Source organism: Paenibacillus cymbidii (assembly GCF_004764705.1).
GTDB lineage: Bacteria > Bacillota > Bacilli > Paenibacillales > NBRC-103111 > Paenibacillus_AN > Paenibacillus_AN cymbidii.
Map to the genome: position 1 here is coordinate 180,517 of NZ_SHLX01000010.1, position 26,376 is coordinate 206,892.

A 26,376-nucleotide genomic window follows, 5' to 3' on the forward strand; every position below is an offset into this window, starting at 1 on the left:
CGCAATGTTGAGAGGATTAACGGGCGCCGGACTCGGCAATGTCGGCGGCGGTCAGAACTTGATCCGGTTGGCGGGCCAATACGGATTTCAGGCGGTTGACGTGGACGCCAAAGGGCTGGTCGACGACCTCGGGGTGGAAGGCGCGCGCGCTTTGCTGCAGGAGAACGGCGTCGTGCTCGGCTCGATCGGGCTCAGCGTCGACTGGCGCACCACCGAAGAGAAGTTCCGCGAAAGCCTGGCGAACCTGCCGGCTCAGGCGGCTGCGGCTGCGGCGCTTGGCGGCACGGCTTGCTGCACATACATCCTGCCGGCGACGGACGAGCCTGCGGCGCATTATGCGCTGATTACGACGCGGCGGCTGCGCACATGCGCGCAAATTCTCGGCGCTTACGGCATCCGCCTCGGCCTCGAGTACGTGGGGCCGCATCACCTGCGCACGCGCTGGGCGCATCCGTTCGTCCGCACGCAGCAGGAGACGCTCGACTGGATCGCCGCAATCGGCGAATCGAACGTCGGTTTGCTGTTCGATTCGTACCATTGGTACACGAACGAAATGACGCTGGACGATATTACGGCGCTGAAGGCGGAGCAGATCGTCCACGTGCACATCAACGACGCGCCGGACGTGCCGGTTGCCGAAGCGCTCGACAACGGCCGGCTCTACCCGGGCGAAGGGGTCATCGACCTCGCCGGGTTCCTGAAGGCGCTGCGTACGATCGGCTATGCCGGTCCGGTATCGCAGGAAATTCTCACCCAGCAGCCGCCGACGGATTCGCCGGAAACGCTGCTGGAACGCTCCCGGCGCGGTTTTGATAAAGTGTTCGCCGCAGCGGGGCTGTAAGAAGATCCATTCACGGGCGGCCCGACGAAAATAGCCAGTGTTTTCACTGGTTATTGTGAGCGAATCGCTTCCAAATCGAACTTTTCTAATGAATAGCCAGCGATTTTGCTGGCTATTTTTTTGCTTTCGTCGATTTTGGGCGGAATAGCCAATCAAACATGGCTTATTTGTGGGGGAGGCAGCGTCGCTTGAAAGGCGCCTGGCGAGGAATTCGCCGGAAATCGGCGGAAACAGCAACTTTCCCGTCCGCGCGCGCGTCCAATTATCGGGAGAAGTACCGTACATACCAAAGAGAAGGAGACGAATCCCCCGTGAAAAAGAAAGTGGCAACCGTTTGCACGGCGGCCGTTCTGCTGACGCAAACGGCATGGGCGGCGGCGGAGACGCCCGTACCCGCCCCGGTTCCGCAAGAGCAGGTCCGGGAAGCCCGGCAACCGCTGAAATCCCCGTGGGACGACTTGACGTCGCTCCGCCCGTCGACCGATACGCTGAAAGTTTGGCTGGAGCGTTCCTCCGCCATCATGTTCGAGCAAGAATTGATCATCGACAACGATTCCACCTTCGCGCCTTACCGCTCGCTGCTGGAAGCGCTTGGCTTCCGTGCGGACTGGAACGAAGCGGCCGGTCAAATTACCGCCGCCAAAGACAAACTGACGATCGTCTTCACCGTGGACAGCGACAAGGCGCTGGCGAACGGGGAAAGCCGGCAACTGCCGGCCCCGGTCCGGCTGCATGACGGCGTGCCGTACGTGCCGCTGCGTTTCGTTGCCGAGGAAGACAAACGCGAAGTGACGTGGGACGGCTTCAATCGCAGCATCTCGATCGGCGAATCGCTTCTGGGGCCGGTGCGGATCGAAATGGCGGCCAGCACTCCGGCTTGGCAGGATGCCGGTTTTGCCGATTTGAGCGGGAAGCTGGAGAAGGCGACAGGGAACAAGCTGTCTCTGACGCTGATCGGCGGCGACATGTATCTGATGAAAATGAATGTCATGCTGGCCGCCGGTGAGCCGGACGATATTATGCTGCTGCCGGATTCGGCCACTTACAGCGCCGAGCTGGTCGACAGCCTGTTCTGGGATTTGACGCCATATTTGGCCGATTATCCGCATTTGGCCGCTCAGGTGAAGCTCATGCAGGAGCACGCGGTGTCGCCGGGAGGGAAAGTATACGGCATTCCGCTGCTGCAATCGCCGTTTGACGGCCGGTTCCCGGTCATCCGCCAGGATTGGCTGGACGTCTTCGACCTGCCGTTGCCGACGACGATGGAGGAGCTGTACGCCGCGATGCAAGCGTTCACGCAGCGCGATCCCGACGGGAACGGCAAAAACGATACGCTCGGCATGACCGGAGCGATCGATGGCGCGGGGCTTGGCGGTTTCGCCTGGATCGAAAACGTGTTCAACGAAAGCGGGGGGCGGCTTGCCGTTCGCGACGGACGGGCGATCGATACGGTGACGGAGCCCGGCACCCGCGATGCGCTGAAGTGGCTGTACCAGGCTTATGCGGAAGGGCTGGCGGCCAAAGATTTTCCGGTGGTGAACGCGGAGCAGGCGCAGCAATTGATGAACGACGGGAGAGCCGGTCTGGCGGCGATGACGCTGGCGGAGGCGCGGGAGACGGAGAAACGTCTGCAGGAGACGAATCCGCGGGCGAAACTGACGCCGCTTGTGTCGCTGCGCGCGCCGGGAGGCGAAGCCGTGGTGCCGCTGACGGCCGGCAACGGCGGTTCGTTCGCCGTACCGCGGCAAGTAACCGCGGCGAAGCTGCCGCTGGTGCTCGCGTTCCTCGACCGCGTCTATGCGCTGGCGGAGAGCGGAGCCGCAGCCGAAGGCGCCGGGCTGAACGAACAGGACCGCGCCTTGCTGGCGGGAGTGTTCGGTTCGGCGGGGAGCGAAGCGGCCGACGACGCCGTGCTGGAAGCGCGCGAAGCGGCCGGCTTTGCTGGACAAATATTACTGGACCGGCCGATCGACATGGACGATCAGGAGGCCGGCATCTCGCTGGCGCAGCGCATCCAGCAGGCGAAGCTGAAATACGTGCTCGGCGCGACGCCGATTGCGGCCTGGGATCTATTCGTCGGCGAGCTGAAAGCGGACGCGAGCTACTCGAGCTGGCTGGGCCAACGAACCGGCGGTGCGGAACCGGGGAAATAGCGAGCGAAAATAAAACCAAAGCCATTCGTGGACTCCGATTGCGGTACGGGAGTCTGCGGATGGCTTTTTCGCGTGCGGATCGGTTCTTCTTCGATGCCGGATGAGCAACACGACCAGTTTTGTAAGTTTTCTGTCATCCACGGTTGGTAAAATGGTCCTAGGATCGTTGTCGAATGCCGACGAAATACGGAAAGGAATGAAGATTGGTTATGAAATGGCACGAAGGTCGGAGAAAGCTGTCGATACTCCTTGTTCTGCTGCTGGCATTGCTGCCGGCATTAACGATGCCGGCGCCGGCGCTGGCCGGGGACAGCCAGACGGAGGAAGGTACGGCCCCGGAAGTATATTCCTTCGGCAGAGGCGGTACCGAACGCGGCTACGATAGCCCGCTGGTTCAGTCGACGCCGCGGCTGGTCGACAGCTTGTCGGGAAAACGGATTGTCGCCGTTGCCAATGGCTACCGGCATACATTGGCGTTGTCCGTGGACGGGGCCGTTTATTCGTTCGGCAGCAACCCGCACGGCGAACTGGGGACGGGCAATCGGTTGGATCAGGCGCTGCCGGCGCCGATTGCAGTGCCCGGCCTCGGCGCAGGCGACAAAGTGACGGCGATTGCCGCCGGGATGAACACTTCGTTTCTGTTGACGGCGTCCGGGGCAGTCTACTCCTTCGGCATGCAGGACCGCGGCCAGCTCGGTTTGGGGCCGGGGGTCGGACCGGATGTAACGGTACCGACCCACGTTCCGTTGGCGGAACCGGTTGCGGCGATTTCCGCCGGTACGAGACATACGCTGCTCCTGACAGTGAGCGGGAACGTATATTCCTTCGGCAGCGATTGGTCCGGGCAGACGGGACTGGATATTTACGACCCGTCTCCTTACATCGATATGGCCGATGTGCCGACACTTATTACGCAAGGATTGCCAAACGGCATGAAAGCCGCTGCCGTAGCCGCGGGCGGCAGCCATTCGTTGGTCGTGATGGAGGACGGGACGCTCTATACGTTCGGCGACAACAATTATGGACAACTGGGCAGATACGACGATTACAACTTGCCCGCGATCCCGCGTCCGGTCGATCCGGCCGTATTCGGCGGCAAAAAAATCGTTGCCGCATCCGGCGGCGCGAATCATTCGCTTGTGCTGACGGAGGACGGCATCGTCTACTCGTTCGGCCAAGGCTATGACGGCCAACTCGGGAGCGAGCCGCTGGAAGACGGCATTCGGCGAAATCCGGCTCCGATTCCGAAGGCTGCCTTCGGCGGCGAGCGAGTGGTGCAGTTGGCGGCGGGAGAGTTTTTTTCAATGGCGTTGACGGAGTCGCGCAAGCTGTACACGTTCGGCAGGGAAGAGAACATCGGCCAGGGCGGAACGGGCAATGCGGCTTCGCCCAAGCTCCTGACGATTGTCGGCGTCGCCATCAAGAAGATCGACGCCGGGACTTCGGATGCGTTCCTGATCTCGGAAGGGCCTTCGTCCATCAACGTGCCGGATTCGCCGACAGACGTCGTCGCTGTGCCAGGCAACGGGCGGATCGACGTATCGTTCGTGGCGCCGACTTACGACGGGAACAGCGCCATTACCGGCTATACAGCCTACGCTCGGGCGGGAGCGTCCGTCGTGTCCGGGCAAGCCGCCGGCAGCCCGATTGCGATTGAGGGGCTGACCAATGGCGTACCGTACACCGTTACGGTGACGGCGACCAACATCAAGGGCGAATCGGCCGCATCGGTGTCCGCGCTGGGGGTGACGCCGCAGTTGCCCGCCGCAAGCGGGTACGGCACATTCTCATTCGGCGACAACGGCGGCGGCCAGCTCGGACCTCGCGCAAGCGACGCCAACGCCACGAACGCGCTGTTCGGCATCGCGGGACTTCCCGCCGACGTCGTTGGCGCGGCGGCGGGAAGCACGCATACACTTGCGCTGACGGCGAGCGGGGCGGTATATGCGTTTGGTTACGCCGATATCGGCCAGATGGGCGTCGGAGCCACGACAGCAGCGAATCCGACCCGAATAACGGCGCTGCCGGACGACCCCGTTGCGGCGGTAGCTGCCGGTCCGCGCCACTCCTTGCTGCTGACGGCGTCGGGCGCCGTCTATTCGTTCGGCAGCGGTTCGTTCGGCGAACTTGGCCATGGCGACGAAGCTCCGCGCAGCTTGCCGGCCCGGATCGATGCGCTTGCGGGCAAGCCCGTCGCCGCCATCGCGGCTGGAGGCAACTTTTCGCTGGCACTTACGGTGCAGCATGAAGTTTATTTTTTTGGGCTACGGTATGTGCCCGAGCTTGGCTATATTTCGGAGCAGCTGTCGCCTGTCCGAATTGTCGGAGATTGGGCGCCGGACGAACGGCCGATCGCGATTGCCGCCGGTTCGGTGCATATGCTGGTGCTGACCGACAAGGGCAGTGTCTACTCGTTCGGACTTGGCGCCGTCGGTCAGCTAGGTCACGGGGACAACGCGCTGAAGGGCGTGCCGACGCGTATTGCCGGCCTGCCCGCCGGCGACAAGGCGGTGGCGATCGCCGCGGGCGGCACCAACTCTCTCGTGCTTACCGAATCGGGCGCAATCTATGGCTTCGGCAGCAATGCGAACGGGCAGCTCGGGCAAGGAGACCGCATCGGCCGCAACACGCCGACGGCGATCGCCGCGCTTGCCGGCAAACGGGCCGTCGCTATCGCAATGGGGGACGATCATTCGTTTGTGGCGACCGAGTCGGGAGGGAACTACGCGTTGTACGCTTTCGGCGACGGCGCTTACGGCCAGCTTGGCCTCGGCAATGCCGAGGACCGGCTGTCGCCGGTGCCGGTCGGCGCGTTTGCCGGCAAGAAGGTGCTTGCGCTCGCGCCCGGCGCCCGGCATACGATCGTCGTGGCGAAAAATCCCGGCTCCGATACCGCCGGACCGGCGATCGCAGGCGCGGCGGTCGCTGCGGACAACGCCTATATCGACCTGACGGCAAGCGAGGGCGTTTTCCGCACGCGCGCCGGGACGGGCGGCTTGCTTCCCGGCCAACTGGCGCTTGATTTTGCCGGCAACGGAGGCAACGCCGCCGGGGCGTCCATTGTCGATGTGCGCCGGCCCGATGACGAGACGGTCGCGGCAGCGGGGGCGTTGACCGGCGGCGAAACGACGGTGCGCGTCTTTCTGCGTACAACCGGAACGCCCTCCGGCGTCGAAACGGCAACGCTTCGGCCGGTGAACGGGCTGGCGGTCTTCGATGCCGCCGGCAATGCGATGCCCGGGGCGCAAACGACAGGCGCGCTGCGGTTGAAGGACAGGCTCGCGCCAACGATAGTGTCCGCGGTGCGGGACGACGACACGCATGTGACCGTGACGCTCAGCGAAAATGCCGCCGGCCTCGACAACCCGCACGACGGCGGATTTGCCGTGAAGGAAACGGGCGGAACGGCAATGTATGCGGTAACGTCTACCGCAAAAGGAGCCGATGCGAAGCATGTGGTGCTGACGATAGAAGACATGGGCGAATCGGGCAAGGAAGGCGTGACGGTCGACTATACGGCCGGCGGGCGCGGCGCGGTGGCCGACGAGGCGGGCAATGCGCTCGGCACGGCGGCGGAAGCGGCAACGATTGCGGCATGGGATGCGGTGCCCCCTGCGTTCGTGGATGCGAGACGCATCGACGATACGCATCTGGAAGTGACGCTGAGCGAGGAGGCGTATCGCATTGCGCAAACGAACGACGGCGGATTCACCGTCAAGGAAACCGGAAGCGCGACGATTGCTTACGCCGTTGCCGCGATCGCCGAAGGCGCCGATGCCAGGCATGTCATTCTGACCGTTGCCGAAATGGGCGTTTCGGCCAAAGAGGGCGTCACGATCGGGTACTCGGCGACCGGCAACGGCACGCTGGCGGACAAGGCCGGCAACAAGATGGCGAGCATGGAGACGGTGAAAGCGATCGGATACTGGGACCGGACGGCGCCGACGATAACGTGGGGCGCGCTCGGCGCAGACAACGCCTATTTCGATGTAACGGTTACGGAAGGCGTCTACTCGACCGTTTCGGGAACCGGAGCGCCCGGTACTTCCCATATGGTTCTCACTCAAACGGCCGGCGGAAATGCGACATCGATCGCGGTCCAGGCTTTGGCGAAAACCGACGGCACGACGCCTGCGACAGCCTCGCCGCTGACAGGCGGCGAAACGGCGATTCGCGTATTTCTGTCCGTCGACAAGCCGCCGAGCGGCACGGAAAAGATTACCGTACAGCTGCCGAACTATTTTTATTTCCTGTATGACAAGGCGGGGAACGCGGCCATCGCCGCTCCCGCCCAGCACATATACACGCTGAACGATCAACTGGCGCCCAAAATGCTGGGAGCGTCTTTGGGAACAGATTCATCCACGCAAATTGTCGTACAGCTAAGCGAAAACGTGCCGGACGCGGACATCGTCAAAGCCGGCGACGGCGGTTTTACCGTCGAGGAGACGGGCAGCGGCGGGGCGGTCGTTTACCCGGTTCGTGCAATCGTCAAAGGAGCCAGCAGCCGTCAAATCGTGCTGACCGTCGATTCTTTTGCGCGATCGGGCGGGAAAGGGATCACGGTTGTCTACACGAAGGGCGGCAACGGCACGATCAAGGATGCGGCCGGCAACGAAATGGCGGACGGATCGGCAACTCTATCGGCCTGGGATCGCGGGCCCAGTCTGCAAGAAGCGATCCATTACGGCAATGCGTATGTGGACGTTCCTTTCAGCGAAGGCGTATATGGTTCGGGGGACGGATCCGGCGCATTGGACGAGTCGTTCTTCGAGCTTGTATTTTCGGATAATGGCGGGACGCTGGTCAATGCCGTCATCGCTTCGGTCAGACAAGCGGACGGAGAAGTGGAAGAAACGGCTTCCCCGCTCACCGGAGGCGAAACGAAGATACGTTTCTTCCTTGCGCTTGACGGCGTGCCGAACGGGTACGAAACGATGCGGATTTCGGTCGTTAAGCCGATATACGACGAATTCGGCAACGAGTTCGAAGGGGAAACGACAACAAATGAGATGTATTTCTATGATTTGGATGCGCCCCAAATCGTTTCTGTGGAGCGGGTCAGCGATACGAGCATTCGCCTGACCTTCAACGAGTATATCGGCATCTTCGACGACCAATGGAATATTTACGACGAATACTTGTGCAGCGATGGCGCCAATGAGTGCGCCGGCTTTGCGGTGGAACAAACGGGGAGCGAAGGCGATCCCGCTCTTGCTTACCCCGTAAGCGCCATTCGGCTCGATACGGATACGTACATGGCGCTCGAACTGACGGCAGCCGATATGGGAAGGGCCGCCAAGGAAGGCGTAACGGTCAAATATATCGCCAGCGGCTATCTGCTTGTCGGGGATTATGCGTATGTGCCGAATCCGCTCGTTTTGCCTGCCGAAGGCGTCCAGGTTCCCGCCTGGGACACCGTTGCGCCGACCGCGTCGGACGCGGACTATACGCTGAGCGGCGACTATGCGGATTTTGCGTTCAGCGAAGGCGTATATACATCCGAAGACGGCACCGGCGGCTTGACCGCGGCGGATTTCGAGCTGACGTTCGCCGCGGGCGGCGGCCATGCAACGGGAGCGTCGATCGTGGCGGTCGCGCAAGGCGATGCGGCTACGGCAGCCGAAGCGTCGGCTTTGCACGGCGGCGAAACGGCGGTGCGCGTATTTTATGCCGTCGCCGGTACGCCAAGCGGCGCGGAAACGATCACGATCGCGCCGAAGAGCGGCGCCGCGGGAGCCGCGATTTACGACCGCGCGGGCAACGCGCTGGCGGCCTATGCGGGCGCCGCCGCGGCAACGCTGCCGGACCGGCTGGCGCCGACGATCGTCAGCGCGTCGCGTTTGGACGACACGCATATCGACGTCGACCTGAGCGAGCCCGCGACCGGGCGCAGCAAATTGGGCAGCGGCGGCTTCGCCGTAACGGAGACGGGAACGTCGGGCGGCTCCGCCGTCGCTTATGCCGTCGCGGGCATCGCTGCCGTCGGCGTCAATAGCGTCCGGCTGACGGTAGCCGATATGGGCTTGTCGGCGAAAGAAGGAGTCACCGTGACGTATACGGCCGGCGTGGCGGAGGACGGCACGATTGCCGACGGCGTCGGCAATGCCATGGCGACGGATGCTGTCGGCGCAGCGGCGGCTGCCTGGGATACCGATGCGCCGAGCGTCTCCGCGGTCGAGTACCGTACGGACTTCGCTTATGCCGACATTACGGTCAACGAAGGCGTATATGGCACGGCAAACGGCACGGGCGGCGTGTCCGCATCGGCGTTCGAGCTGACGTTCGCCGCGGGCGGCGGCACGGCTGCCGGCGTGTCGATTGCGGCGGTGAAACGTCCTGACGCAACGACTCTCGAGGAGGCGACGGCGCTCGGCGGCGGCGAAACGACGATCCGGCTGTTCTATGCAGTGAACGGGACGTCGAGCGGCGCGGAAACGATAGCGGTTTCGACTCGGACCGGCGCGTCCGTCTACGACCGCGCCGGCAACGCGCTGGCGGTCTATGCGGGAGGCGGCGCGGCGGCGTTGCCGGACCGGCTGGCGCCGACAATCGTCGCTGCCGCTCGCGCCGACGACTCTCATCTTGTCGTTACATTAAGCGAGCCGGCGACGGGCCGCGATGCGGTTGGCGATGGCGGTTTCGCCGTAACGGAAACGGGCGGCGCGACAGTCGCTTATGCCGTTTATGCGACAGCCGCCGTCGGGTCCAGCCAAATCCGGCTGACCGTAGCCGATCTGGGCGTGTCGGCAAGGGAAGGCGTCACGGTCACGTATGCGGCGGGCGGCAACGGCGTCGTGGCCGACGCCGCAGGCAACGCGCTGGCGACGAATGCGGCCGGCGCCGAGGTGGCCGCCTGGGATACGGCTGCGCCTGCCTTCGCCGGATTGAGCGCCGGCCCCGCGAACGCGTACGTAGACGTTGCGGTTAGCGAAGGGGTTTACGGCACGGCGAACGGCTATGGCGGGGTGACCGCTGCCGGCTGGAAGCTGGTGTTCGTAGCGGGCAGCGGCGGCGCTGCGCAGGCGGCGATTGCCGCTGCAACACGCACTGACGCGGCAACGGCGGCAGAGGCGACCGCGCTTGCCGGCGGCGAAACGACAGTGCGCCTGTTCCTGACGTTGACGGGCACGGCGAACGGCACGGAAACGATTGCGCTGCAGCCGGCGGATGGCGCGTCGCTGTTCGACCGGGCCGGCAACGCCATTGCGGCCGGCGGGACGGCCGGGCCGATTGCGCTGCGCGACATGCGGCAACCGGAGCCGCAGGGCGAGGATGACCCGCAGCCCGTGCAGCAGCCGGACAAGCAGCCCGACAAGGCGGCAGGCAACGAACCTGCCCCCGGAAGGGAAGGCGGCATCGCCGTTATTGTAGGGGGCGTGGAGCAGGAGCAGCTGGCGACGGCGACGATCGCCGAAGCGGGCGGCCGGCGGACGACGACTGTCGCGTTGGACGAAACCGCCCTGGCGGCCAGGCTGGACACTGCCGATACCGGCGCTTCCGTCGTCGTGCCGGTCCGAAACGGCTCCGCCGCCGTCCACCTCGATTTGAACGGCCGTATGGTGCGCGGCATGGCGAGCGGCGACGCCGTCATCGTCGTACAAACCGAATTTGGTTCTTACGCCTTGCCGGCGAGGCAACTCGATCTCGCTGACATCGCCTTGCAGCTTGACGCCGGCGGCGCCGCGCCGCAAGACATTCGGTTCCGCGTGTCGGTCATGGAGCCGCCTGCAGGCGAAACGGCGATTGTGCCGGGAGGGGAGGACGAAAGCGGCGGCGTCGTGCTGGTGGCTCCGGCGGTCGACTTCCAGGTGACCGCTTCCTATGGAGGCCGGGAAGTGAGCGTCCGGAAGTTCGACGCGTACGTGGAGCGGACGATCGCCATCCCGCCCGGCGTCGATCCGGGCCGCATCACGACAGGCGTGCTCGTGATGCCGGACGGCAGTCTGCAGCACGTGCCGACGAAAGTGGTCGAACGCGGCGGCGCGTATGCTGCAGTGATCAACAGTTTGACGAACAGCCGGTACGCGGTAATCTACAATGCCGAATCGTTCGCGGACACGGTCGGGCATTGGGCGGGAGCTTCCATCGCCAATATGGCGGCGCGGCTGGTGATCCGCGGCGTGGGCGAGCAGCGGTACGAGCCGGATCGGCCGGTGACCCGCGCCGAGTTTGCGGCGATCGCCGTCCGGGCGCTTGGCCTGGCTTCGCATGAGAACGGCGCGCCGTTCCGCGATGTAAGCCCCGACGACTGGTATGCGTCCGCAGCGGCGATTGCGGCCGAATACGGACTGGCGCAAGGGGAGGACGACGGCTCCTTCCGGCCGGAGCGCTCGATCACGCGGGAGGAAACGGCGGCCATTCTCGCCCGCGCGGCGAAGCTTGCCAAGCTGGAGCCGGCACTGTCCGCAGCGGAGGCGGATGCCGCCGTGAACGCCTTCGCGGACGGAGGCGACGTCAGCGGCTGGGCGAAAGAAGCTGTCGCGGCAGCGGTAAGGCTCGGCATCCTGGAAGGCGACGAAGAGCGGCTGTCGCCGCGGGAGGCGATTACCCGCGCGCAAGCGGCCGTCGTTCTGGAGCGGCTGCTGCGCAAAGCGGATTTGATTAACTGACACAGGCTGCGCTCCTCGTCAACCTCCGCCGCTCGGCTTTTATGCCGGGAGGCGGAGGTTTTATTTTTCGACGAATAGCATTTTAGCCAAATAAGCCATATTTCATTGGCTATTTTGCCTAAATGGGAGCACAACCGCAAAATAGCCAGTGATTTCACTGGCTATTCGGCGGAGAAGTGAGATTTTTGGTAGATCGGACGAAATAACCAGTGTTTTCACTGGTTATTTCTGTCGGAGCGGGTGAAATGGCGGGAATAAGCCATTTTTTATGGCTTATTTGGCTGGCGAGCGAGCTGAGGAGGCGCGTTTCGAGCGGAGCGGTCGGGAACAGGCGACAGCTGCGCAGCAAGTTGTGTTCCCGCTGCTAACTGGCTCGTGCGCCAGTCTCGGCGAAACCGGCGAAGCCAACGGGACGCGATTCAAGCGGCCGCTCATCGTTTAAAAGGCCGCTTGCGTCCCGCCCGGCGCTCACTCCTCCGGCAGCGGTCCGACGTAGACCGACTGCGGGCGGAAGATGCGGTTGTTCGCCGCCTGCTCCAGCACGTGCGCCGTCCAGCCGACGACGCGCGCCGCAGAGAACGTCGGCGTGAACAGCTCCGCCGGCATCGCTACCGCCCGCATGACGGCGGCGGCGTAAAACTCGACGTTCGTATACAACCGCCGTCCCGGCTTGTACTCCGCCAGCAGCCGGATCGCGGCTTCCTCCGCGTGCCGCGCCAGATCGAGCCACGGGTCGTCTCCGGCAACCCCGGCGACGACCTCGCGCAAGGCTTCGGCCCGCGGATCGTGCGTTTTGTAGACGCGGTGGCCGAAGCCCATCAGCCGCTCGCCGCGTTCCAGCATCGCGCGCAGCACCGGTTCGGCGCGCTCCTTGGCGCCGATCGCCTCCAGCAGCGCGATGACGCCGGAAGGCGCGCCGCCGTGAAGCGGCCCTTTCATCGCGCCGATGGCGGCGGCAACGGCCGCGTGCAGGTCGGACTCCGTCGAGGCTACGACCCGGGCGGCGAAGGTCGACGCATTCAAGCCATGCTCCATGGCCAATATCATGTAGGCGCTCATCGCGCGCACGTGCGCCGGCTCCGGCTCGCGGCCAAACAGCAGCCGCAGGTAAGCGGCAACGTGGCCTTCCGCCTCGCCAGCCGCCCCCGCGCTTCTCGCCGCTTCCGCTTCGCTGGCCGGCTCCACCCAAGGCAAGCCGGCCAAGCGCCGGTAGCGGTACGCGATGATGACCGGAAGCATGCCGGTCAGCCGGATCGCCTGCTCCGCCGTCGGCGGCCAGGCGGGCTCCGCGCCGAACGTCGCCGCCACCGCGGCCGCCATCGCGTTCATCAGCGGCGCTTCCGGCGGCAGCGCGTCGAGCAGCCGCCGCAGCTCCGGCGTCAGCCGCCGCGCCGCCGCGAGCTGCCCGCGCAGCCGCTCCAGCTGTGCGGCGCCCGGCAGCTCGCCGTACCAGAGCAAATGCGCCGCCTCCTCAAACGTCCGATGCAGCGCCAGCTCCCTGGCGGCATACCCGCGAAAAACCAGCTTTCCCTGCGCGCCGTCCACGAGCCCGATCGACGTTTGCGCCGCTATGATCCCTTCCAGTCCGGCCGCTATCTTTTCCAATCGAATTCGCCTCCATCGTTTGAATTAGCAAAATCATAACATGCCAACTCAATAAATAAAATATTATTAATTCTATTTATTCGATAAATTATACTTATCGGTATCCCTTGATTGACAACATTCGATGGCAATTGCTAGAATTCGAGTAGATGCTGTCGGCAGGCGGAGTTGGACAGTGGAAGTTCGAACGAGAATCGCGATGAATGGGGCCTTGCGAATGAACAGCGATTGGTCGAAGCGTGCATCGATTCTGATCGTGGATGACCAGGAATACAACATCGGCTTGCTGGAGCGGATCCTGAAACGGGCAGGCTTCGATTATTTGACCAGTACGACCGATCCTTTTCAAATCGAACCGTTGCTCCACCGTCGTTTGCCGGATATTGTGCTGCTCGATTTGCATATGCCGGGCATGGACGGCTTCGAGGCGCTGCGGCTGATTCGCGGCATGCAGGAAGAAGGAAGCTACTTGCCGGTGCTCGTGCTTACCGCCGACGTAACGCCGGAAGCGAAGCAGAAAGCGCTGCACGAAGGCGCCAACGACTTCCTGACCAAGCCGTTCGACAAGACCGAAGTTGTCCTCCGCATCGAAAATTTGCTCAACACCCGAAGGCTTCATCTGGAGCTGCAGCATCACAACTCGCTCTTGGAGGAGCGGGTGCTGGAGCGGACGCTCGATTTGGAGAAAGCGAAGTTCGAAATATTGCAGCTGCTCGCCAGAGCGTCCGAGTTCCGCGACGACATGACCGGCCAGCACACACAGCGCGTCGGCTGGCTGTCGGGAGCGATTGCCGGGGAGCTTGGACTCTCCCCTGCGGATGCGGAGCTTGTGCGGCTGGCGGCGCCGCTCCATGACCTCGGCAAAATCGGCATCCCCGACGACATCTTGCTGAAACCCGGCCGATTCACTCCCTCCGAATTCGATCATATGAAGTCGCACACCTCGATTGGCGCCAGCATATTGGAAGGAAGCTTTTTTGCGGTGCTCAAGGTCGCTTACGAAATCGCGCTATTCCATCACGAAAGATGGGACGGCAGCGGTTACCCGAAAGGACTGGCCGGCGATCAAATCCCGCTGGTCGCGCGAATCGTGGCGCTGGCCGACTTCTACGACGCGCTGACGCACGCCCGCCCCTACAAGACCGCCTGGACGCAGGAGGCGGCAGTCGCCGAAATCCGCAAGCAGCGCGGCGCGCATTTCGACCCCTTGGTAGTAGACGCGTTTTTGCGTGTTGTACATAGTGAATCGTTTGGGACAGAACAAGCTTTGCAATCCAACTTTGGGGGAGTGTCGGAATCATGAAAGGCATGGTATTTACTTCGTTTCTGGAAATGGTCGAAAACAAGTTTTCGCTCGAAGTGGCGGATCACATTATCGAAAAGGCCGAGTTGCCTTCGGGAGGCAGCTACACGTCGGTCGGTACGTACGATCACGGCGAAATGATTTCGCTTGTGGTGCAGCTCAGCGGGAAGACCGGCATTCCGGTAGCGGACCTGGTCAAAGTGTTCGGCGAGTATTTGTTCGGCCAGCTTGTAAGCATGTACCCGCAATTTCTCGAAGCGAACCCGACGGCGTTCGACTTGCTGCAGAAGGTGGACAGCTACATCCACGTCGAAGTGCGCAAGCTGTACCCGGATGCGGAGCTGCCGGGCTTCACGTACGACACCAGCGTGCCGGGCGAGCTGCGGATGACGTATCGCTCTTCGCGTCCGTTCGCCGACCTGGCGGAAGGGCTCATTCTCGGCTGTGTCGCCCACTATGGCGAACCAATCGATATCGCGCGCGAAGATGTGACGGACAGCGCGGGCACGTCGGCCCATTTTACACTGAAGAAGCGGGTGTAACGGCATGAGCGATATCGAGTTGCTCCGCAGACAGCTGGAACGGGAGAAAAACGCGCGCAAGGCGGCGGAACGCATCGCCGAGGAGAAAACGCGCGAGATTTATCTGGTCAATCGGGAGCTTGTACAGCTGAACGATCATCTCGAGGAGATGGTCAAGGAGCGCACGGCGGAGCTGGCGCGGGCGCGCGACGAAGCGATCGAGGCGAACCTGACGAAGAGCCAGTTTCTGGCCAACATGAGCCACGAGCTGCGCACGCCGCTCAACGCCATCATCGGTTACAGCGAGATGCTGAAGGAAGAAGCCGAAGATCTGGGCGAGGCGACGTTCGTCGACGACCTGATGAAAATCAACAAAGCCGGCAAACATTTGCTGGCGCTCATCAACGATATTCTCGACATTTCGAAGATCGAAGCGGGCAAAATCGACCTCTACTACGAATCGTGTGACGTATCGTCGCTGATTCATGACGTGCTGACGACCGTGCATCCGCTGGTGGAGGCGAACGGCAACAAGCTCGACATTTCGCTGGCGCCGGGCGAAATGATGACCGACGTGACGAAGCTGCGGCAAATATTGTTCAATTTGCTCAGCAACGCCAGCAAGTTTACGAAGGAAGGCACCATAGCGCTGACCACGGTGCGGGAAGAGCGCGGAGGCGTCGCCGGCTACCGGTTCGATGTCAGGGACACCGGCATCGGCATGACGGCGGAGCAGCTGGAGCGGCTGTTCCAGCCGTTCACCCAGGCGGATTCGTCGACGACGCGCAAATACGGCGGCACGGGGCTGGGGCTGGCGATCAGCCAGCATTTCAGCCAGATGATGGGCGGCGCCATCAAGGTCAGCAGCGATTACGGAAGCGGCAGCACGTTCTCCTGCTGGCTGCCGGAGCAAGCGGTCGGCATCGGCCGCGCGGACGAAGAGCCGACGGACGAATCCGGCGCGGACGATCGTCCGACGGTGCTCGTCATTGACGACGAAGCGTCCGCCCTGCAGTTGGTCGAGCGGTATCTCAGCAAGGAAGGCTGGCGGGTGGCGCTCGCCCAGAACGGACAGGAAGGGCTGCGGCTGGCCCGCAAGCTGCGTCCGAGCGCGATCTGCCTCGACATTCTGATGCCGAGCATGGACGGCTGGGCGGTGCTGACGGAGCTGAAGAACGATCCGGAGCTGGCCGCGATTCCGGTCATCATCCTGTCGCTGACAAACGACAAGCAGCTCGGTTACGCGCTGGGCGCCTCCGAGTTTCTCACCAAACCGATTCATCGCGAGCAGCTGATCGCGGTGCTGGACAAGTATATTGCCAAAGGCACGGCGAACGATGTGCTCGTCATCGAGGACGATGCGACGACCGGCGACATGATGACCAAGCTGCTGGTGCGGGAGGGCTACACCGCCACGCGCGCGGGCAACGGGCGCATCGCGCTGCAGGAGGTCGCCAAGTCGATGCCGAGCCTCATTCTGCTCGACCTGATGATGCCGGAGATGGACGGCTTCCAGTTCGTCGACGAGCTGCGCAAGCACGAAGCGTGGCGCGACATTCCGATCGTTGTCGTGACGGCGAAGACGATTACGTCGGAAGACAGGGCACGGCTGTCCGGCTACGTCAACAAAATCATCCAGAAAGGCGCGTTCGATCGCGAGTCGCTGCTGCGGGAAGTGCAGCTGCTCGTGGCGGCTTCCATCGAACGGTAGCCGAGACGAATCGGCTGAGGAGCGGCACGTATGGCCAAAATTTTGCTGGTCGAAGATAATGAAATGAACCGCGATATGCTTTCCCGGAGGCTCATTCGCAAAGGCTACGAAGTCGTCATCGCGGAGGACGGCGAAGCGGGCGTTCGCCTCGCACAAACGGAGCGGCCGGCGCTGATCCTGATGGACCTCAGCTTGCCGGTGCTCGACGGCTGGGAAGCGATCCGGAGGCTGAAGGCCGATTCGGCGACGCGGCCGATTCCCGTCATTGCGCTTACCGCCCACGCGATGGCGAGCGACCGGGAAAAAGCGTACGAAGCCGGCTGCGACGATTTTGACACGAAGCCGGTGGAGCTGGAGCGGCTGCTCGGCAAAATGCGGGCGTTTCTGGAGGCGTAAGGACGGGAGCTTGATGCGGAATGAACATCACGGATATTACTTCGTATATGACGGAAGAGCATTTGCTCGAGCTGCTTGAGCGATACCGGGAGCTGGGACCGCTTCCCGGTATTTTTGTTGCGTTCCTGAAGTCGTTCGTGCCGCCGCTGCCGACGTTTGCGATCATCGGACTGAATGCCGCGGTATACGGCTTCTGGCTCGGCACCTTGTATTCGTGGCTGGGCCTCGTGCTCGGCTGCGTCACCACGTTCCTGATCGTTCGGCGGCTGTCGTGGCACCCGTATTGGCGGCGCTGGGCGGAGAAGCCGAAGGTGACGAAAGGCATGCGCTGGATTCGCCGCAACGCGTTCGGCTACGTGTTCGTGCTGAGCATGTTTCCGATCGGCCCGTTCGTCGTCATCAACATTGCGGCGGGGCTGGCCCGCATGCGGCTGATGTCGTTCCTGATCGCCGTGTCGCTGGGCAAAATCGTCATGGTGATGGCGGTCTCCTACGTCGGCGACGACTGGCAGCGATTCGTGCGGCACCCGGAACAACTGCTCGTTGTCGCGCTGTTCATCGCGTTGTCCATCTTCGTAAGCCGCCGCATCGAGGCGCGTTATACGCGGGAAGACGGAGAAGCGCAAGAGCCGGATGCGCAGCGGCAAAATTGACGTTGCCACTTTGCCGGGCTTGTGGTATGATTTTAAAAATTTACCCAAAACCCGTGAAGGAGGCAATCAAATCGTGGCTTTTTATTACACCGAGCCGTCGCGAACGTTCAGCGAGTTTCTGCTCCTGCCCAATCTTACCACCAAGGATTGTACGCCGGGCAATGTCAGCCTGAAAACGCCGATCGCCAAGTTTGCCAAAGGGGAAACGCCTCCCTTGTCGCTTAACATTCCGTTTTCGTCGGCGGTTATGCAGGCGGTATCCGACGATACGCTGGCGGTGGCGCTGGCAAGGTGCGGCGGCATTTCGTTCGTGTTCGGCTCGCAGCCGGTCGAATCGCAGGCGGACATGGTGCGCAAAGTCAAAAGCTTCAAAGCCGGCTTTGTCGTCAGCCGCTCGAACTTGACGCCGCAGCACACGCTCCGCGACGTGCTGTCGCTGAAGGAGCGCACCGGCCATTCCACCGCGGCGGTAACGGACGACGGTTCGCCGAAAGGCAAGCTGCTTGGCATCGTCACCGGCCGCGACTACCGTCCGAGCCGCGATTCGCTGGACAAACCGGTCAGCGAGTTCATGACGCCGTTCCCGAAGCTGGTCTACGGCAAGTCGGGCATCACGCTGTCGGAAGCCAACGACCTGATTTGGGAGCACAAGCTGAATTGCTTGCCGGTGATCGACGACAACCAGAATCTCGACTGCCTGGTGTTCCGCAAAGACTATGACGCGCACAAGGAGTATCCGGTCGAACTGCTCGACAAGAACAAAAGCTATATCGTCGGCGCGGGCATCAACACCAAAGATTACGCAGAGCGGGTGCCGGCGCTGGTCGAAGCGGGCGTCGACGCGCTCGTCATCGACTCGTCGGACGGGTTTACCGAATACCAGCGGGACACGATCGAATATGTCAAATCGCGCTACGACGTGCCGATCGGCGCCGGCAACGTCGTCGACCGCGAAGGCTTCCTGTACCTCGTCGAGGCGGGCGCCGACTTCATCAAAGTCGGCATCGGCGGCGGTTCGATCTGCATTACGCGCGAGCAGAAAGGCATCGGCCGCGGGCAGGCTTCCGCGGTGATCGAAGTGGCGGCCGCGCGCGACCAGTATTATGCGGAGACCGGCATCTACGTGCCGATTTGCTCCGACGGCGGCATCGTGCACGACTACCACATCACAATGGCGCTTGCCATGGGCGCGGACTTCGTCATGATGGGACGCTACTTCGCGCGCTTCGACGAAAGCCCGACGCGCAAGCTGAAGGTCGGCAACAATTTCGTCAAGGAGTTTTGGGGCGAAGGCTCGAACCGGGCGCGCAACTGGCAGCGGTACGATTCGGGCGGCAAGCAGGGGCTGCTGTTCGAGGAGGGCGTCGACTCGTACGTGCCGTATGCGGGCAGCTTGCGGGAGAACCTCGACAAGTCCATCGGCAAAATCAAGTCGACGATGTGCAACTGCGGCGCCCGCTCGATCGAAGAGCTGCAGCGAACGGCGCGCATCACGCTTGTTTCGGCGACGAGCATCGTCGAAGGCGGCGCGCATGACGTGATCTTGAAGGAACAAAGCCTGTCCGGGGAATAATAAGCCCCGGCACGATGCGAACCCGCGCGATTGTGCGCGGGTTTTTTTGCGCTTGTCCGCGGCGGCCGAATGAGGCGATGGGGAATGGCGAAATAGGCCGCTTCTTGAGGCTGTCGATTAACTGTGGATCGATTGGCGAGAACGGATGGATGCAGAGATTATGGATGATTTTTCGCCTATAATTTTGTGCGCCTCGCAGATTTCAGAAGTGATAACCAGGTAATCGACAGCCATTTTTTATGGCTTATTTTCGTTAAGTGTAGTGCAGTCCAACTGCCGCACCTGTCGAGAGTAGGTAGCTCAGTCAGCCGTCCGCACCCGTCGATGTAGAGTAGCTTAGTCAGCCGCCCGCAATCGTCGATGTAGAGTAGCTCAGTCTGCCGCCCGCAATCGTCGAGAGTAGAGTAGCTCACCAAACGCCCGCACCCGGCAAGAGTAGAGTAGCTTAGTCAGCCTCCCGCACCCGCCGATATGCCAATTGACATGTGCCAATATATAATGTACACTAACTTACATAAAGTAAGTTAATAACTAATCCAAAAATGGAACGACTACAAACGAGCAATCACATTCCGGAGGTGGATCGCAGATGATACCTGCCTTGTTTCTGGCGCACGGGTCGCCGATGCTGGCGATCGAGGAGACGCCGTATACCGCTTTTCTCGCCGAGCTGGGCCAGCGGCACAAACCGAAGGCGATCGTCATTTTTACCGCGCACTGGGAGGAGCAAGTGACGACCGTCTCGTCGTCTGACGACGTGTACGACACGATTTACGATTTTGGCGGCTTCCCGGACGAGTTGTACAAGGTGCGCTACCCGGCCCGCGGCTCCAGCATGGTGGCGGCTATGGTCGCCGCGAAGCTGCAGGCCGCGGGCATCGCCCATCGCGCCGATACGGAGCGCGGGCTCGATCACGGCTCGTGGACGCTGCTGCACCGCATCTATCCGCAGGCGGATATTCCGGTCGTGCAAGTGTCGGTCAATCCTTATTCGCCGCCGGAGGAGCAATTCAAGATCGGGGCGGCGCTGCGCGGACTCGGCGAGCAGGACATTCTGGTCATCGGGAGCGGCGTTACGGTGCACAATTTGCGCATCATCAAGTGGGGGCAGAAGGAGCCGGAACCGTGGGCCGTCCAGTTCGACGACTGGCTGCTGAACCGTCTGGACGCTGGCGATACCGAGTCGCTGTTCGCCTATGAGCGGCTGGCGCCGAACGCAAGGATGGCGGTGCCGCGGGCAGAGCATTTCGTACCGCTGTTTATCGCGATGGGCGCCGGCGCCGGCAAGCCGCAAACGATTTACCGCGGCTACGATTACGGCACGCTCAGCTACTTGTGCTTGCAGTTCTGAGCAACTTCAGCAAATCGTCAGAGGCGATCACCGGCTCCCGCGAAACGCGGCCTAGCTCGAAGCCGGCGATTAGCTCGCTTGCGGCGATCGGCTCGGGCCGATCAAGCAGGCCGCTGACATGAGCGAGCCAGCCGACGATCCGTTCGGGTGCGATGCCGGCTCCGCGCAGCGCCTCCAGCGACAGCGAGTCGTGGCGCTTCGCCAGCCGGCTGCCGTCCGGCCCGCAGAGCAGCGGCACATGCGCGAATCGTGGCGCGGGCAAGCCGAGCGCTTCATACAGCGCAAGCTGACGGGGGGTGGAATCGAGAAGATCCCACCCCCTTAACACGTCCGTGATGCCCATGGCGGCATCGTCGACGACAACGGCGAGCTGGTATGCGACGATGCCGTCGGCCCGGCGCACGATAAAATCGCCGCCGGTGCCCGCAGCGAACTGCTGCCGGCCTGCCGCCAGGTCGTCGAACGAGTACGTGCGGTCCGGCATCGCGAATCGTAGCGACGGCGTTTTGACGGCGGCGCGCTGCGCGCGTTCGCCGGCGGTCAGCTTGCGGCAGGTGCCGGGGTAAGCCGGCCCTTCGGAGGCAAGCCCGTGCGGCGCGCTGGCGACGGCCGCCAGCTCGGCGCGGCTGCAATAGCACGGGTAAACATGGCCGTCCGCGACAAGCCGGGCCAGCGCCGCTTCATATGAAGAGCCGCGTTCGCTCTGCTCGTAGGGGCCGCAGGGGCCGCCGATGTCCGGCCCTTCGTCCCAATCGAGCCCGAGCCAGCGCATGTCGCGCACGATCTGCTCCGCGAGCTCCGGGCGCGACCTGGGCTTGTCGATATCCTCCATGCGCAGCGCAATTTGTCCGCCGGCATGGCGAATCTGCAGCCAGGCGAGCAAGGCGGTGCGGGCGTTGCCGACATGCAGCCGGCCGGAAGGCGTAGGCGCAAAACGGCCGCGTATCATCATTTGTTTCCTCCAAGGCGATGGATGGTTTCAACGGTTCCAAGTACGGACTATTTTACCATGAAACGCACGGAAGAAACAGGAAGGCGACGGGCGCGATGGCGCAACGACGAGCCGCGATGGGGGCATTAATGGACGCGGGAGTCGGCATAGCCGTCCGGCGTTTCGGTGGAAAATTTGCTGCGGTCCACTTCCTGATTGAAAGAGATAGCCGTCACTTCCAGTTCGCCGACAACGGTACCGCTCTCGTCGGTTTCCTGCAGTTTTAGATGAAATCGATGGTGAGATTCGACTCGGCAGCCGGAAAGTTATAGCGGAAGGTGCCCTGGACAGTTCGGTAATTGTCCACCGCGTTCAGCATGCTGTTTTTGATGCCGGCGTACGCCGGAACCGCGACGGCCGCCTGCGTTGCCGCTGCTGCTGTTTCGGGTACAGGCGCAGGCGTTGCCGCAGGTTGAACGGCAAGAAGTTTGGCGGGCTGCACGGGCTGCACGGGCTGCACGGGCTGTATAGGTTGCGAAGACTCATAAGCATACGCAGTTCCCGCGATTGTTGCCAAAGCAGCGATGCCCAGCGCAAGAACGGTCTTGTTGTTCATTGGGGTTACCTCCCTGGACTTCTTTTAATGGCGAAACACTATAATAATAGTATAAAAATGGAAGGATTGAAACGGGTACAAAGGGCGATCTCCCGGCCGCACGCTCGTCGATTGAAGTGCATTCCGCCCGGCGCGTGGGTTATACTGGTAACGAAACACGAAACAGCAATCCCGGAAAGCGAAGGAGTTGACGACGATGGGCTATGAAGCCAATGCAACCCGCTACACGGAAATGAAATACAACCGGACGGGCAAGTCCGGTCTGAAGCTGCCGGCCATCTCGCTCGGCCTGTGGCACAATTTTGGCGGCGTGGATACGGAGGAGAACGGCCGGGCGATGCTGCGGCGCGCGTTCGATCTGGGCATCACCCATTTCGACTTGGCCAACAACTACGGGCCGCCGCCGGGGTCGGCGGAAGAAATGTTCGGCCGCATGCTGAAGCGCGATTTTGCTTCGTACCGCGACGAAATGATCGTCTCCAGCAAAGCCGGCTACCTGATGTGGCCGGGACCGTACGGCGACTGGGGCTCGCGCAAATATTTGATCGCCAGTCTCGACCAAAGCTTGAAGCGCATGGGGCTCGACTATGTCGATATTTTTTATTCGCACCGGTTCGACCCGAATACGCCGCTTGAAGAAACGATGGGCGCGCTCGATGCGATCGTCCGTTCCGGCAAAGCGCTTTACGTCGGCATCTCCAGTTATAACGCCGAACAAACGGCGCAGGCGGCCGCGATTTTGCGCGAGCTTGGCACGCCGCTGCTTATCCATCAGCCGATCTACCATATGTTCAACCGCTGGATCGAAGACGGGCTGCAGGACGTGCTCGACGAGAACGGCGCCGGCAGCATTGCGTTTTGTCCGCTGGCCCAGGGTCTGCTGACGAACAAATATTTGAACGGCATCCCGAGCGATTCGCGGGCGGCCAGCATAACCGGCGCCTTGAAAGAATCGGCGGTAACGCCGGAGGTAGTGGACAAGCTGTCGAAGCTGAACGCCATTGCCGCCGAGCGCGGGCAATCGTTGGCACAGATGGCGCTGTCCTGGGTGCTGCGCGGCGGCCGCGTCACGAGCGCGCTGATCGGCGCCAGCCGCGTCAGCCAAATCGAAGAGAATGTGGCGGCGCTGCAGCAGCTTGATTTTGCGGCGGAAGAGCTGGTGGCGATCGAAGCGATTTTGCGCGGGTGATCGGCATGGGGCGCCAAACCGGCAAACGCCGCCACCCGAACGGCGCGGCAAGGGGCGGGAATCGCTTCGCAGCAACGCTCCATGCCGCTGAGGCGGCAGGCAGCGCCATGATCGGGCCTGTAAAGGGCGCGATGGTTGCGGAATAAGCCATCTTTCTTGGCCTATTTGCTCCAAAAGAGGTGTCCGCGGCGAAATAGCCAGCGATTTCAATGGCTATTTTGGGGAAAAGGCCCCATTCGCGGCTTCATGATGCGAATAGCCAGTGATTTCACTGGCTATTTGTGTTGTGCAGCGGAAAATGGGGCGAATAGGCCATATTTTATTGCCTATTCGGATGGAGTCCGGGCACCGCGCGGCTGTTGTGTCAAACGATCAAGCGCAAACACGTTGGCCGACCAGGGGCTGCGGGCGGGTTTGAACGCCAGCTTGCCTTCCGCGTCCCGGAAGACGACCGAGTCGCTGGGGATGTTCCGCTCGTATACGACGGCGCCGATCCCGACGGAAACGCGGTCGCCGATCCGGCAATCGCCGATGACGGACGAGCCCGGCAAGAGCGCCACGCCGCTGCCGATCGCCGGGTAGCGGCCGCGCTGCGCGCCGACTGTCACGTTGTGCGCAGCCACAAAACCGTCGCCGTAGCGCGCTTTGCCGAGCACAGTGCCGGAGGTGTGAAGCAGCAGGAAGCGGTCCGGCAGCGCCGTGTCGTACAGGCAACTGAAGCCGTGCAGCGCCTTGTTCAGCGCAAACAGCTTGTTCGCCGTCGCCTCGTCTTGCGTTTGCGCCCATACGGTGTTGGACAGAAACCACAGCAGCACGGCGTATTGATCCGTATGCAGATGGTTCAGGTACGGTTCGCCGTCGCGGCAGTAGCCGGGCAACAACACGCAGCGGAAGCAGGCGGCGGTCCGGTCGGCGGCGATCCGGAACAGCGGCAGCAGTTCGCCGGCACGCACGTCTCGGCCGTCGGGAAACAGCGCATTCAATTGCCGTGTCGTATAGCCGGCGAAGGTGTCCTCTGGCAGCGAAAGCTTCACGGCTCCTCCTCCTTTCTTTTGCACCTGGCGACATACAGGTCGATCAACTCGTGGATCAGCCCGGCGATCGGGCGGGAGCGAAAGCCGAACTCGGCGGCAATGCGTCCGGTGCCAATCGGCGGGAAACGAACCGTCGGCGCACCCGGCAGCACAGACACGCTGCAGCCGGTACGCTCCCGGATCAACTCCGCGACGGCGCCTGCCGTCGTATTGATGCCGCTGGCGACGTTGTAGATCGGCGACGCACCTTCCCTTGCGATACGAACGAGCAGCCGGGCGACATCGCCAACCGCAATATAGTCCTTGGCCGAATCCGGCGCCGATTCGAGCGCAATGGCGCCGCGTTCGACTGCGCTGCGGATCAAGGCGAAGACGAAGTTGCCCGACGAATAGTCGTCGCCCAGAACGTTGGACAGCCGCGCGATGCGCACGCCTTGGCGGCCGCCATGCAGGCACAACGATTCCCCCGCCAGCTTGGACAAATGGAACAGGTGGTCCGGCTCGCGCAGATCGACGCGCAGTGCCGATTGTTCGTCGGCGTTGTCGCAGCCGAGATAGACGCGCGTTGACGAAACGTAAACGAACGATTCGAAGTCGGCGCGCTCCAGCAAATCCGCAAGATGGCCGACATGCGCCCGCATCGTGTCGTACGGGCGCTTTCGGAAGTCGGAGGATACGCCTGCGCAGTAGACGACATGGCCGAGCGGCTCGCGGAAGAGCGCCGGGTCGTTTCGCGCCGGCGCGAAACACTCGTCCGCCGCAAGCGCGGCGACAACATGGCGGCCGATGAAGCCGCCCGCGCCGATGACGGTAGTGCGCAATCCGCGGCCTTCGGGTTGCAGTTGCCCGCTCACGAGCGTACGCCGATCTGCCGAGTCGGGGCGCCAACATTGACGGAGTAGGGGGCGAGTTCGCCGACGACGAGCGACAGCGCGCCGACAACACAGCCCCGACGCAGCCGCGCGCCGTCGAGAATGACCGAACCGGCGCCGATCCACACGTCGTCTTCGATGACGATGCCGCCTTTGCTCGGCATGAAGCGCTGCTCCTTGATGGTAAGACCGCGATCGTGATACTCGTGATTCACCGGCGCAAGCGTACAATTGGCGGCGATCAGCACGTCGCGGCCAATGTCGACGCCGTTGCCGGAGTAAATGACGGTGCCGGAGTTGACGACGCTGCCGGCGCCGATCCGCACGTCGCCCGTGCCGCCGGCCGGTTTGATTTTGACGAACGAATCGATTGTCGCATTCGCTTCGACGGCGATCACCGAACCCCGCACCGAATCTTCGATATCGGCCAGCGGCGACACGCGCGCTTCCGTCGAAATGATCAGCATCACGGTTCCTCCTTTCGCCACGGCGGAAACTGCCGGTCCCGCTCGCTGACGATCGCCGGAGCGGGCTCGCGCGGCCAGCCGATACCAAACGCCGGATCGTCCCAGCGGAAGCCGCGGGCGCTTGCCGGGTCGTACCGGCTCGACATGGTGTACGCCACTTCCGTATCGTCCTCGAGCGTCAGGAAGCCGTGCGCCATTCCTTGCGGCACATACAGCATGCGCCCGTTCTCTTCGGAGAGCCGGACGGCGAACCAGATCTTGTAAGTCGGCGATTCCGGCCGCAAATCGACGATCACGTCGTGCACACAGCCGCGTGGGCAGCGTATAGTTTTCGCTTCCGCGAACGGCGGCGTCTGCCAGTGCATGCCCCTCAGCGTCCCCCGGCGCGTATTGCGGGAAACGGCACACATCGCGATGGAGGTGTCCAGCCCATGCGCCGCCAACGTCTCCGCGCACCACGTGCGGACGAACGAGCCGCGTTCGTCGACATTGGCGGCCGGTTCGATGACGAATGCGCCTGCCAAGGGCGTTTTCGTAAATTTCATGGG

General features: G+C 62.7%; 20 protein-coding genes. 13 read left to right on the top strand and 7 right to left on the bottom strand.

Annotated elements, in window-relative coordinates:
* Positions 1 to 4 precede the first annotated feature (4 nt).
* From EXY20_RS15805 to EXY20_RS38970, 4 genes are all read left to right on the top strand, one after another.
* The gene (locus EXY20_RS15805; protein ID WP_135552791.1) at positions 5 to 841 is read left to right on the top strand and encodes a sugar phosphate isomerase/epimerase family protein; all 837 of its coding nucleotides are present in this window, start codon (positions 5 to 7) and stop codon (positions 839 to 841) included.
* Between the two features lie 311 nt (positions 842 to 1,152).
* On the top strand, positions 1,153 to 2,994 hold the full coding sequence (locus EXY20_RS15810; protein WP_167859266.1) for an extracellular solute-binding protein: 1,842 nt from the start codon (positions 1,153 to 1,155) through the stop codon (positions 2,992 to 2,994).
* A 209-nt stretch (positions 2,995 to 3,203) separates the two neighbouring features.
* Positions 3,204 to 11,606, top strand: coding sequence for an RCC1 domain-containing protein (locus EXY20_RS15815; RefSeq protein WP_135552795.1), 8,403 nt, complete (start codon positions 3,204 to 3,206; stop codon positions 11,604 to 11,606).
* Positions 11,607 to 11,874: 268 nt separating this feature from the next.
* Positions 11,875 to 12,048: a hypothetical protein gene (locus EXY20_RS38970; RefSeq protein WP_167859267.1), complete on the top strand. Its 174-nt coding sequence runs from the start codon at positions 11,875 to 11,877 to the stop codon at positions 12,046 to 12,048.
* Positions 12,049 to 12,074: 26 nt separating this feature from the next.
* Here the strand turns inward: EXY20_RS38970 and EXY20_RS15820 are convergent, their stop codons facing one another.
* Entirely contained in the window at positions 12,075 to 13,211 is a 1,137-nt protein-coding gene (locus tag EXY20_RS15820; protein ID WP_328592542.1) for a citrate/2-methylcitrate synthase, read from the bottom strand.
* A 217-nt stretch (positions 13,212 to 13,428) separates the two neighbouring features.
* On the opposite strand from EXY20_RS15820, the gene EXY20_RS15825 reads away from it, so the two are divergent.
* The 7 genes from EXY20_RS15825 to EXY20_RS15855 all read left to right on the top strand — a co-directional run bounded on the left by EXY20_RS15825 (position 13,429) and on the right by EXY20_RS15855 (position 20,719).
* A complete protein-coding gene (locus EXY20_RS15825) occupies positions 13,429 to 14,514 on the top strand; it encodes an HD domain-containing phosphohydrolase (RefSeq protein WP_135552797.1) in 1,086 nt (361 codons plus the stop codon).
* Positions 14,511 to 15,056, top strand: a complete 546-nt coding sequence (locus tag EXY20_RS15830) for a heme NO-binding domain-containing protein (protein WP_135552799.1) — start codon at positions 14,511 to 14,513, stop codon at positions 15,054 to 15,056. The genes EXY20_RS15825 and EXY20_RS15830 overlap by 4 nt, the downstream gene beginning before the upstream one ends.
* 4 nt (positions 15,057 to 15,060) lie before the next feature.
* Positions 15,061 to 16,746, top strand: coding sequence for a response regulator (locus EXY20_RS15835; protein ID WP_135552801.1), 1,686 nt, complete (start codon positions 15,061 to 15,063; stop codon positions 16,744 to 16,746).
* A 30-nt stretch (positions 16,747 to 16,776) separates the two neighbouring features.
* Positions 16,777 to 17,142: a response regulator gene (locus EXY20_RS15840; RefSeq protein WP_135552803.1), complete on the top strand. Its 366-nt coding sequence runs from the start codon at positions 16,777 to 16,779 to the stop codon at positions 17,140 to 17,142.
* Positions 17,143 to 17,162: 20 nt separating this feature from the next.
* Positions 17,163 to 17,795 carry a TVP38/TMEM64 family protein gene (locus EXY20_RS15845; protein WP_135552805.1) on the top strand — a complete coding sequence of 211 codons (633 nt, stop codon included), beginning with the start codon at positions 17,163 to 17,165 and terminating at the stop codon, positions 17,793 to 17,795.
* A gap of 73 nt (positions 17,796 to 17,868) precedes the next feature.
* Positions 17,869 to 19,368 (top strand): IMP dehydrogenase, encoded by a 1,500-nt coding sequence (locus EXY20_RS15850; protein ID WP_135552807.1) that lies wholly within the window; start codon positions 17,869 to 17,871, stop codon positions 19,366 to 19,368.
* 589 nt (positions 19,369 to 19,957) lie between these two features.
* A complete protein-coding gene (locus tag EXY20_RS15855; RefSeq protein ID WP_135552809.1) occupies positions 19,958 to 20,719 on the top strand; it encodes a DODA-type extradiol aromatic ring-opening family dioxygenase in 762 nt (253 codons plus the stop codon).
* Here EXY20_RS15855 and gluQRS read toward each other — a convergent pair.
* Positions 20,694 to 21,668: a tRNA glutamyl-Q(34) synthetase GluQRS gene (gene gluQRS, locus EXY20_RS15860; protein ID WP_135552952.1), complete on the bottom strand. Its 975-nt coding sequence runs from the start codon at positions 21,666 to 21,668 to the stop codon at positions 20,694 to 20,696. The genes EXY20_RS15855 and gluQRS overlap by 26 nt on opposite strands.
* Positions 21,669 to 21,766: 98 nt before the next feature.
* Here gluQRS and EXY20_RS38975 point away from each other — a divergent pair, with 98 nt between their 5' ends.
* Positions 21,767 to 21,937 carry a hypothetical protein gene (locus tag EXY20_RS38975; RefSeq protein WP_167859268.1) on the top strand — a complete coding sequence of 57 codons (171 nt, stop codon included), beginning with the start codon at positions 21,767 to 21,769 and terminating at the stop codon, positions 21,935 to 21,937.
* On the opposite strand, the gene EXY20_RS15865 is transcribed toward EXY20_RS38975, so the two are convergent.
* Positions 21,934 to 22,266 carry a hypothetical protein gene (locus tag EXY20_RS15865; RefSeq protein WP_135552811.1) on the bottom strand — a complete coding sequence of 111 codons (333 nt, stop codon included), beginning with the start codon at positions 22,264 to 22,266 and terminating at the stop codon, positions 21,934 to 21,936. The genes EXY20_RS38975 and EXY20_RS15865 overlap by 4 nt on opposite strands.
* 196 nt (positions 22,267 to 22,462) lie before the next feature.
* On the opposite strand from EXY20_RS15865, the gene mgrA reads away from it, so the two are divergent.
* Entirely contained in the window at positions 22,463 to 23,455 is a 993-nt protein-coding gene (gene mgrA, locus EXY20_RS15870) for an L-glyceraldehyde 3-phosphate reductase (protein ID WP_135552813.1), read from the top strand.
* Positions 23,456 to 23,781: 326 nt separating this feature from the next.
* Here the strand turns inward: mgrA and EXY20_RS15875 are convergent, their stop codons facing one another.
* From EXY20_RS15875 to EXY20_RS15890, 4 genes are read right to left on the bottom strand one after another with little or no spacing between them, the layout of a single operon-like run.
* Entirely contained in the window at positions 23,782 to 24,489 is a 708-nt protein-coding gene (locus EXY20_RS15875) for an LbetaH domain-containing protein (protein WP_135552815.1), read from the bottom strand.
* The gene (locus EXY20_RS15880; RefSeq protein ID WP_167859269.1) at positions 24,486 to 25,343 is read right to left on the bottom strand and encodes an NAD-dependent epimerase/dehydratase family protein; all 858 of its coding nucleotides are present in this window, start codon (positions 25,341 to 25,343) and stop codon (positions 24,486 to 24,488) included. Before EXY20_RS15880 ends, EXY20_RS15875 begins: the two co-directional genes overlap by 4 nt.
* Positions 25,340 to 25,828 carry an acyltransferase gene (locus tag EXY20_RS15885; protein ID WP_135552819.1) on the bottom strand — a complete coding sequence of 163 codons (489 nt, stop codon included), beginning with the start codon at positions 25,826 to 25,828 and terminating at the stop codon, positions 25,340 to 25,342. Before EXY20_RS15885 ends, EXY20_RS15880 begins: the two co-directional genes overlap by 4 nt.
* Positions 25,828 to 26,373: a dTDP-4-dehydrorhamnose 3,5-epimerase family protein gene (locus EXY20_RS15890; protein ID WP_135552821.1), complete on the bottom strand. Its 546-nt coding sequence runs from the start codon at positions 26,371 to 26,373 to the stop codon at positions 25,828 to 25,830. The genes EXY20_RS15885 and EXY20_RS15890 overlap by 1 nt, the downstream gene beginning before the upstream one ends.
* Between the last annotated feature and the right edge of the window lie 3 nt (positions 26,374 to 26,376).

Bases quoted from the DNA above. Each gene is read 5' to 3' on its own strand.
- EXY20_RS15835 (WP_135552801.1), top strand. From the start codon at position 15,061: ATGAGCGATATCGAGTTGCTCCGCAGACAGCTGGAACGGGAGAAAAAC.
- EXY20_RS15865 (WP_135552811.1), bottom strand. From the start codon at position 22,266: ATGAACAACAAGACCGTTCTTGCGCTGGGCATCGCTGCTTTGGCAACA.
- EXY20_RS15830 (WP_135552799.1), top strand. From the start codon at position 14,511: ATGAAAGGCATGGTATTTACTTCGTTTCTGGAAATGGTCGAAAACAAG.
- EXY20_RS15840 (WP_135552803.1), top strand. From the start codon at position 16,777: ATGGCCAAAATTTTGCTGGTCGAAGATAATGAAATGAACCGCGATATG.
- EXY20_RS15805 (WP_135552791.1), top strand. From the start codon at position 5: ATGTTGAGAGGATTAACGGGCGCCGGACTCGGCAATGTCGGCGGCGGT.
- EXY20_RS15885 (WP_135552819.1), bottom strand. From the start codon at position 25,828: ATGCTGATCATTTCGACGGAAGCGCGCGTGTCGCCGCTGGCCGATATC.
- EXY20_RS15845 (WP_135552805.1), top strand. From the start codon at position 17,163: ATGAACATCACGGATATTACTTCGTATATGACGGAAGAGCATTTGCTC.
- EXY20_RS15815 (WP_135552795.1), top strand. From the start codon at position 3,204: ATGAAATGGCACGAAGGTCGGAGAAAGCTGTCGATACTCCTTGTTCTG.
- mgrA (WP_135552813.1), top strand. From the start codon at position 22,463: ATGGGCTATGAAGCCAATGCAACCCGCTACACGGAAATGAAATACAAC.
- EXY20_RS15825 (WP_135552797.1), top strand. From the start codon at position 13,429: ATGAACAGCGATTGGTCGAAGCGTGCATCGATTCTGATCGTGGATGAC.
- EXY20_RS38970 (WP_167859267.1), top strand. From the start codon at position 11,875: ATGGCTTATTTGGCTGGCGAGCGAGCTGAGGAGGCGCGTTTCGAGCGG.
- EXY20_RS15855 (WP_135552809.1), top strand. From the start codon at position 19,958: ATGATACCTGCCTTGTTTCTGGCGCACGGGTCGCCGATGCTGGCGATC.
- gluQRS (WP_135552952.1), bottom strand. From the start codon at position 21,668: ATGATACGCGGCCGTTTTGCGCCTACGCCTTCCGGCCGGCTGCATGTC.
- EXY20_RS15890 (WP_135552821.1), bottom strand. From the start codon at position 26,373: ATGAAATTTACGAAAACGCCCTTGGCAGGCGCATTCGTCATCGAACCG.
- EXY20_RS38975 (WP_167859268.1), top strand. From the start codon at position 21,767: ATGGCGCAACGACGAGCCGCGATGGGGGCATTAATGGACGCGGGAGTC.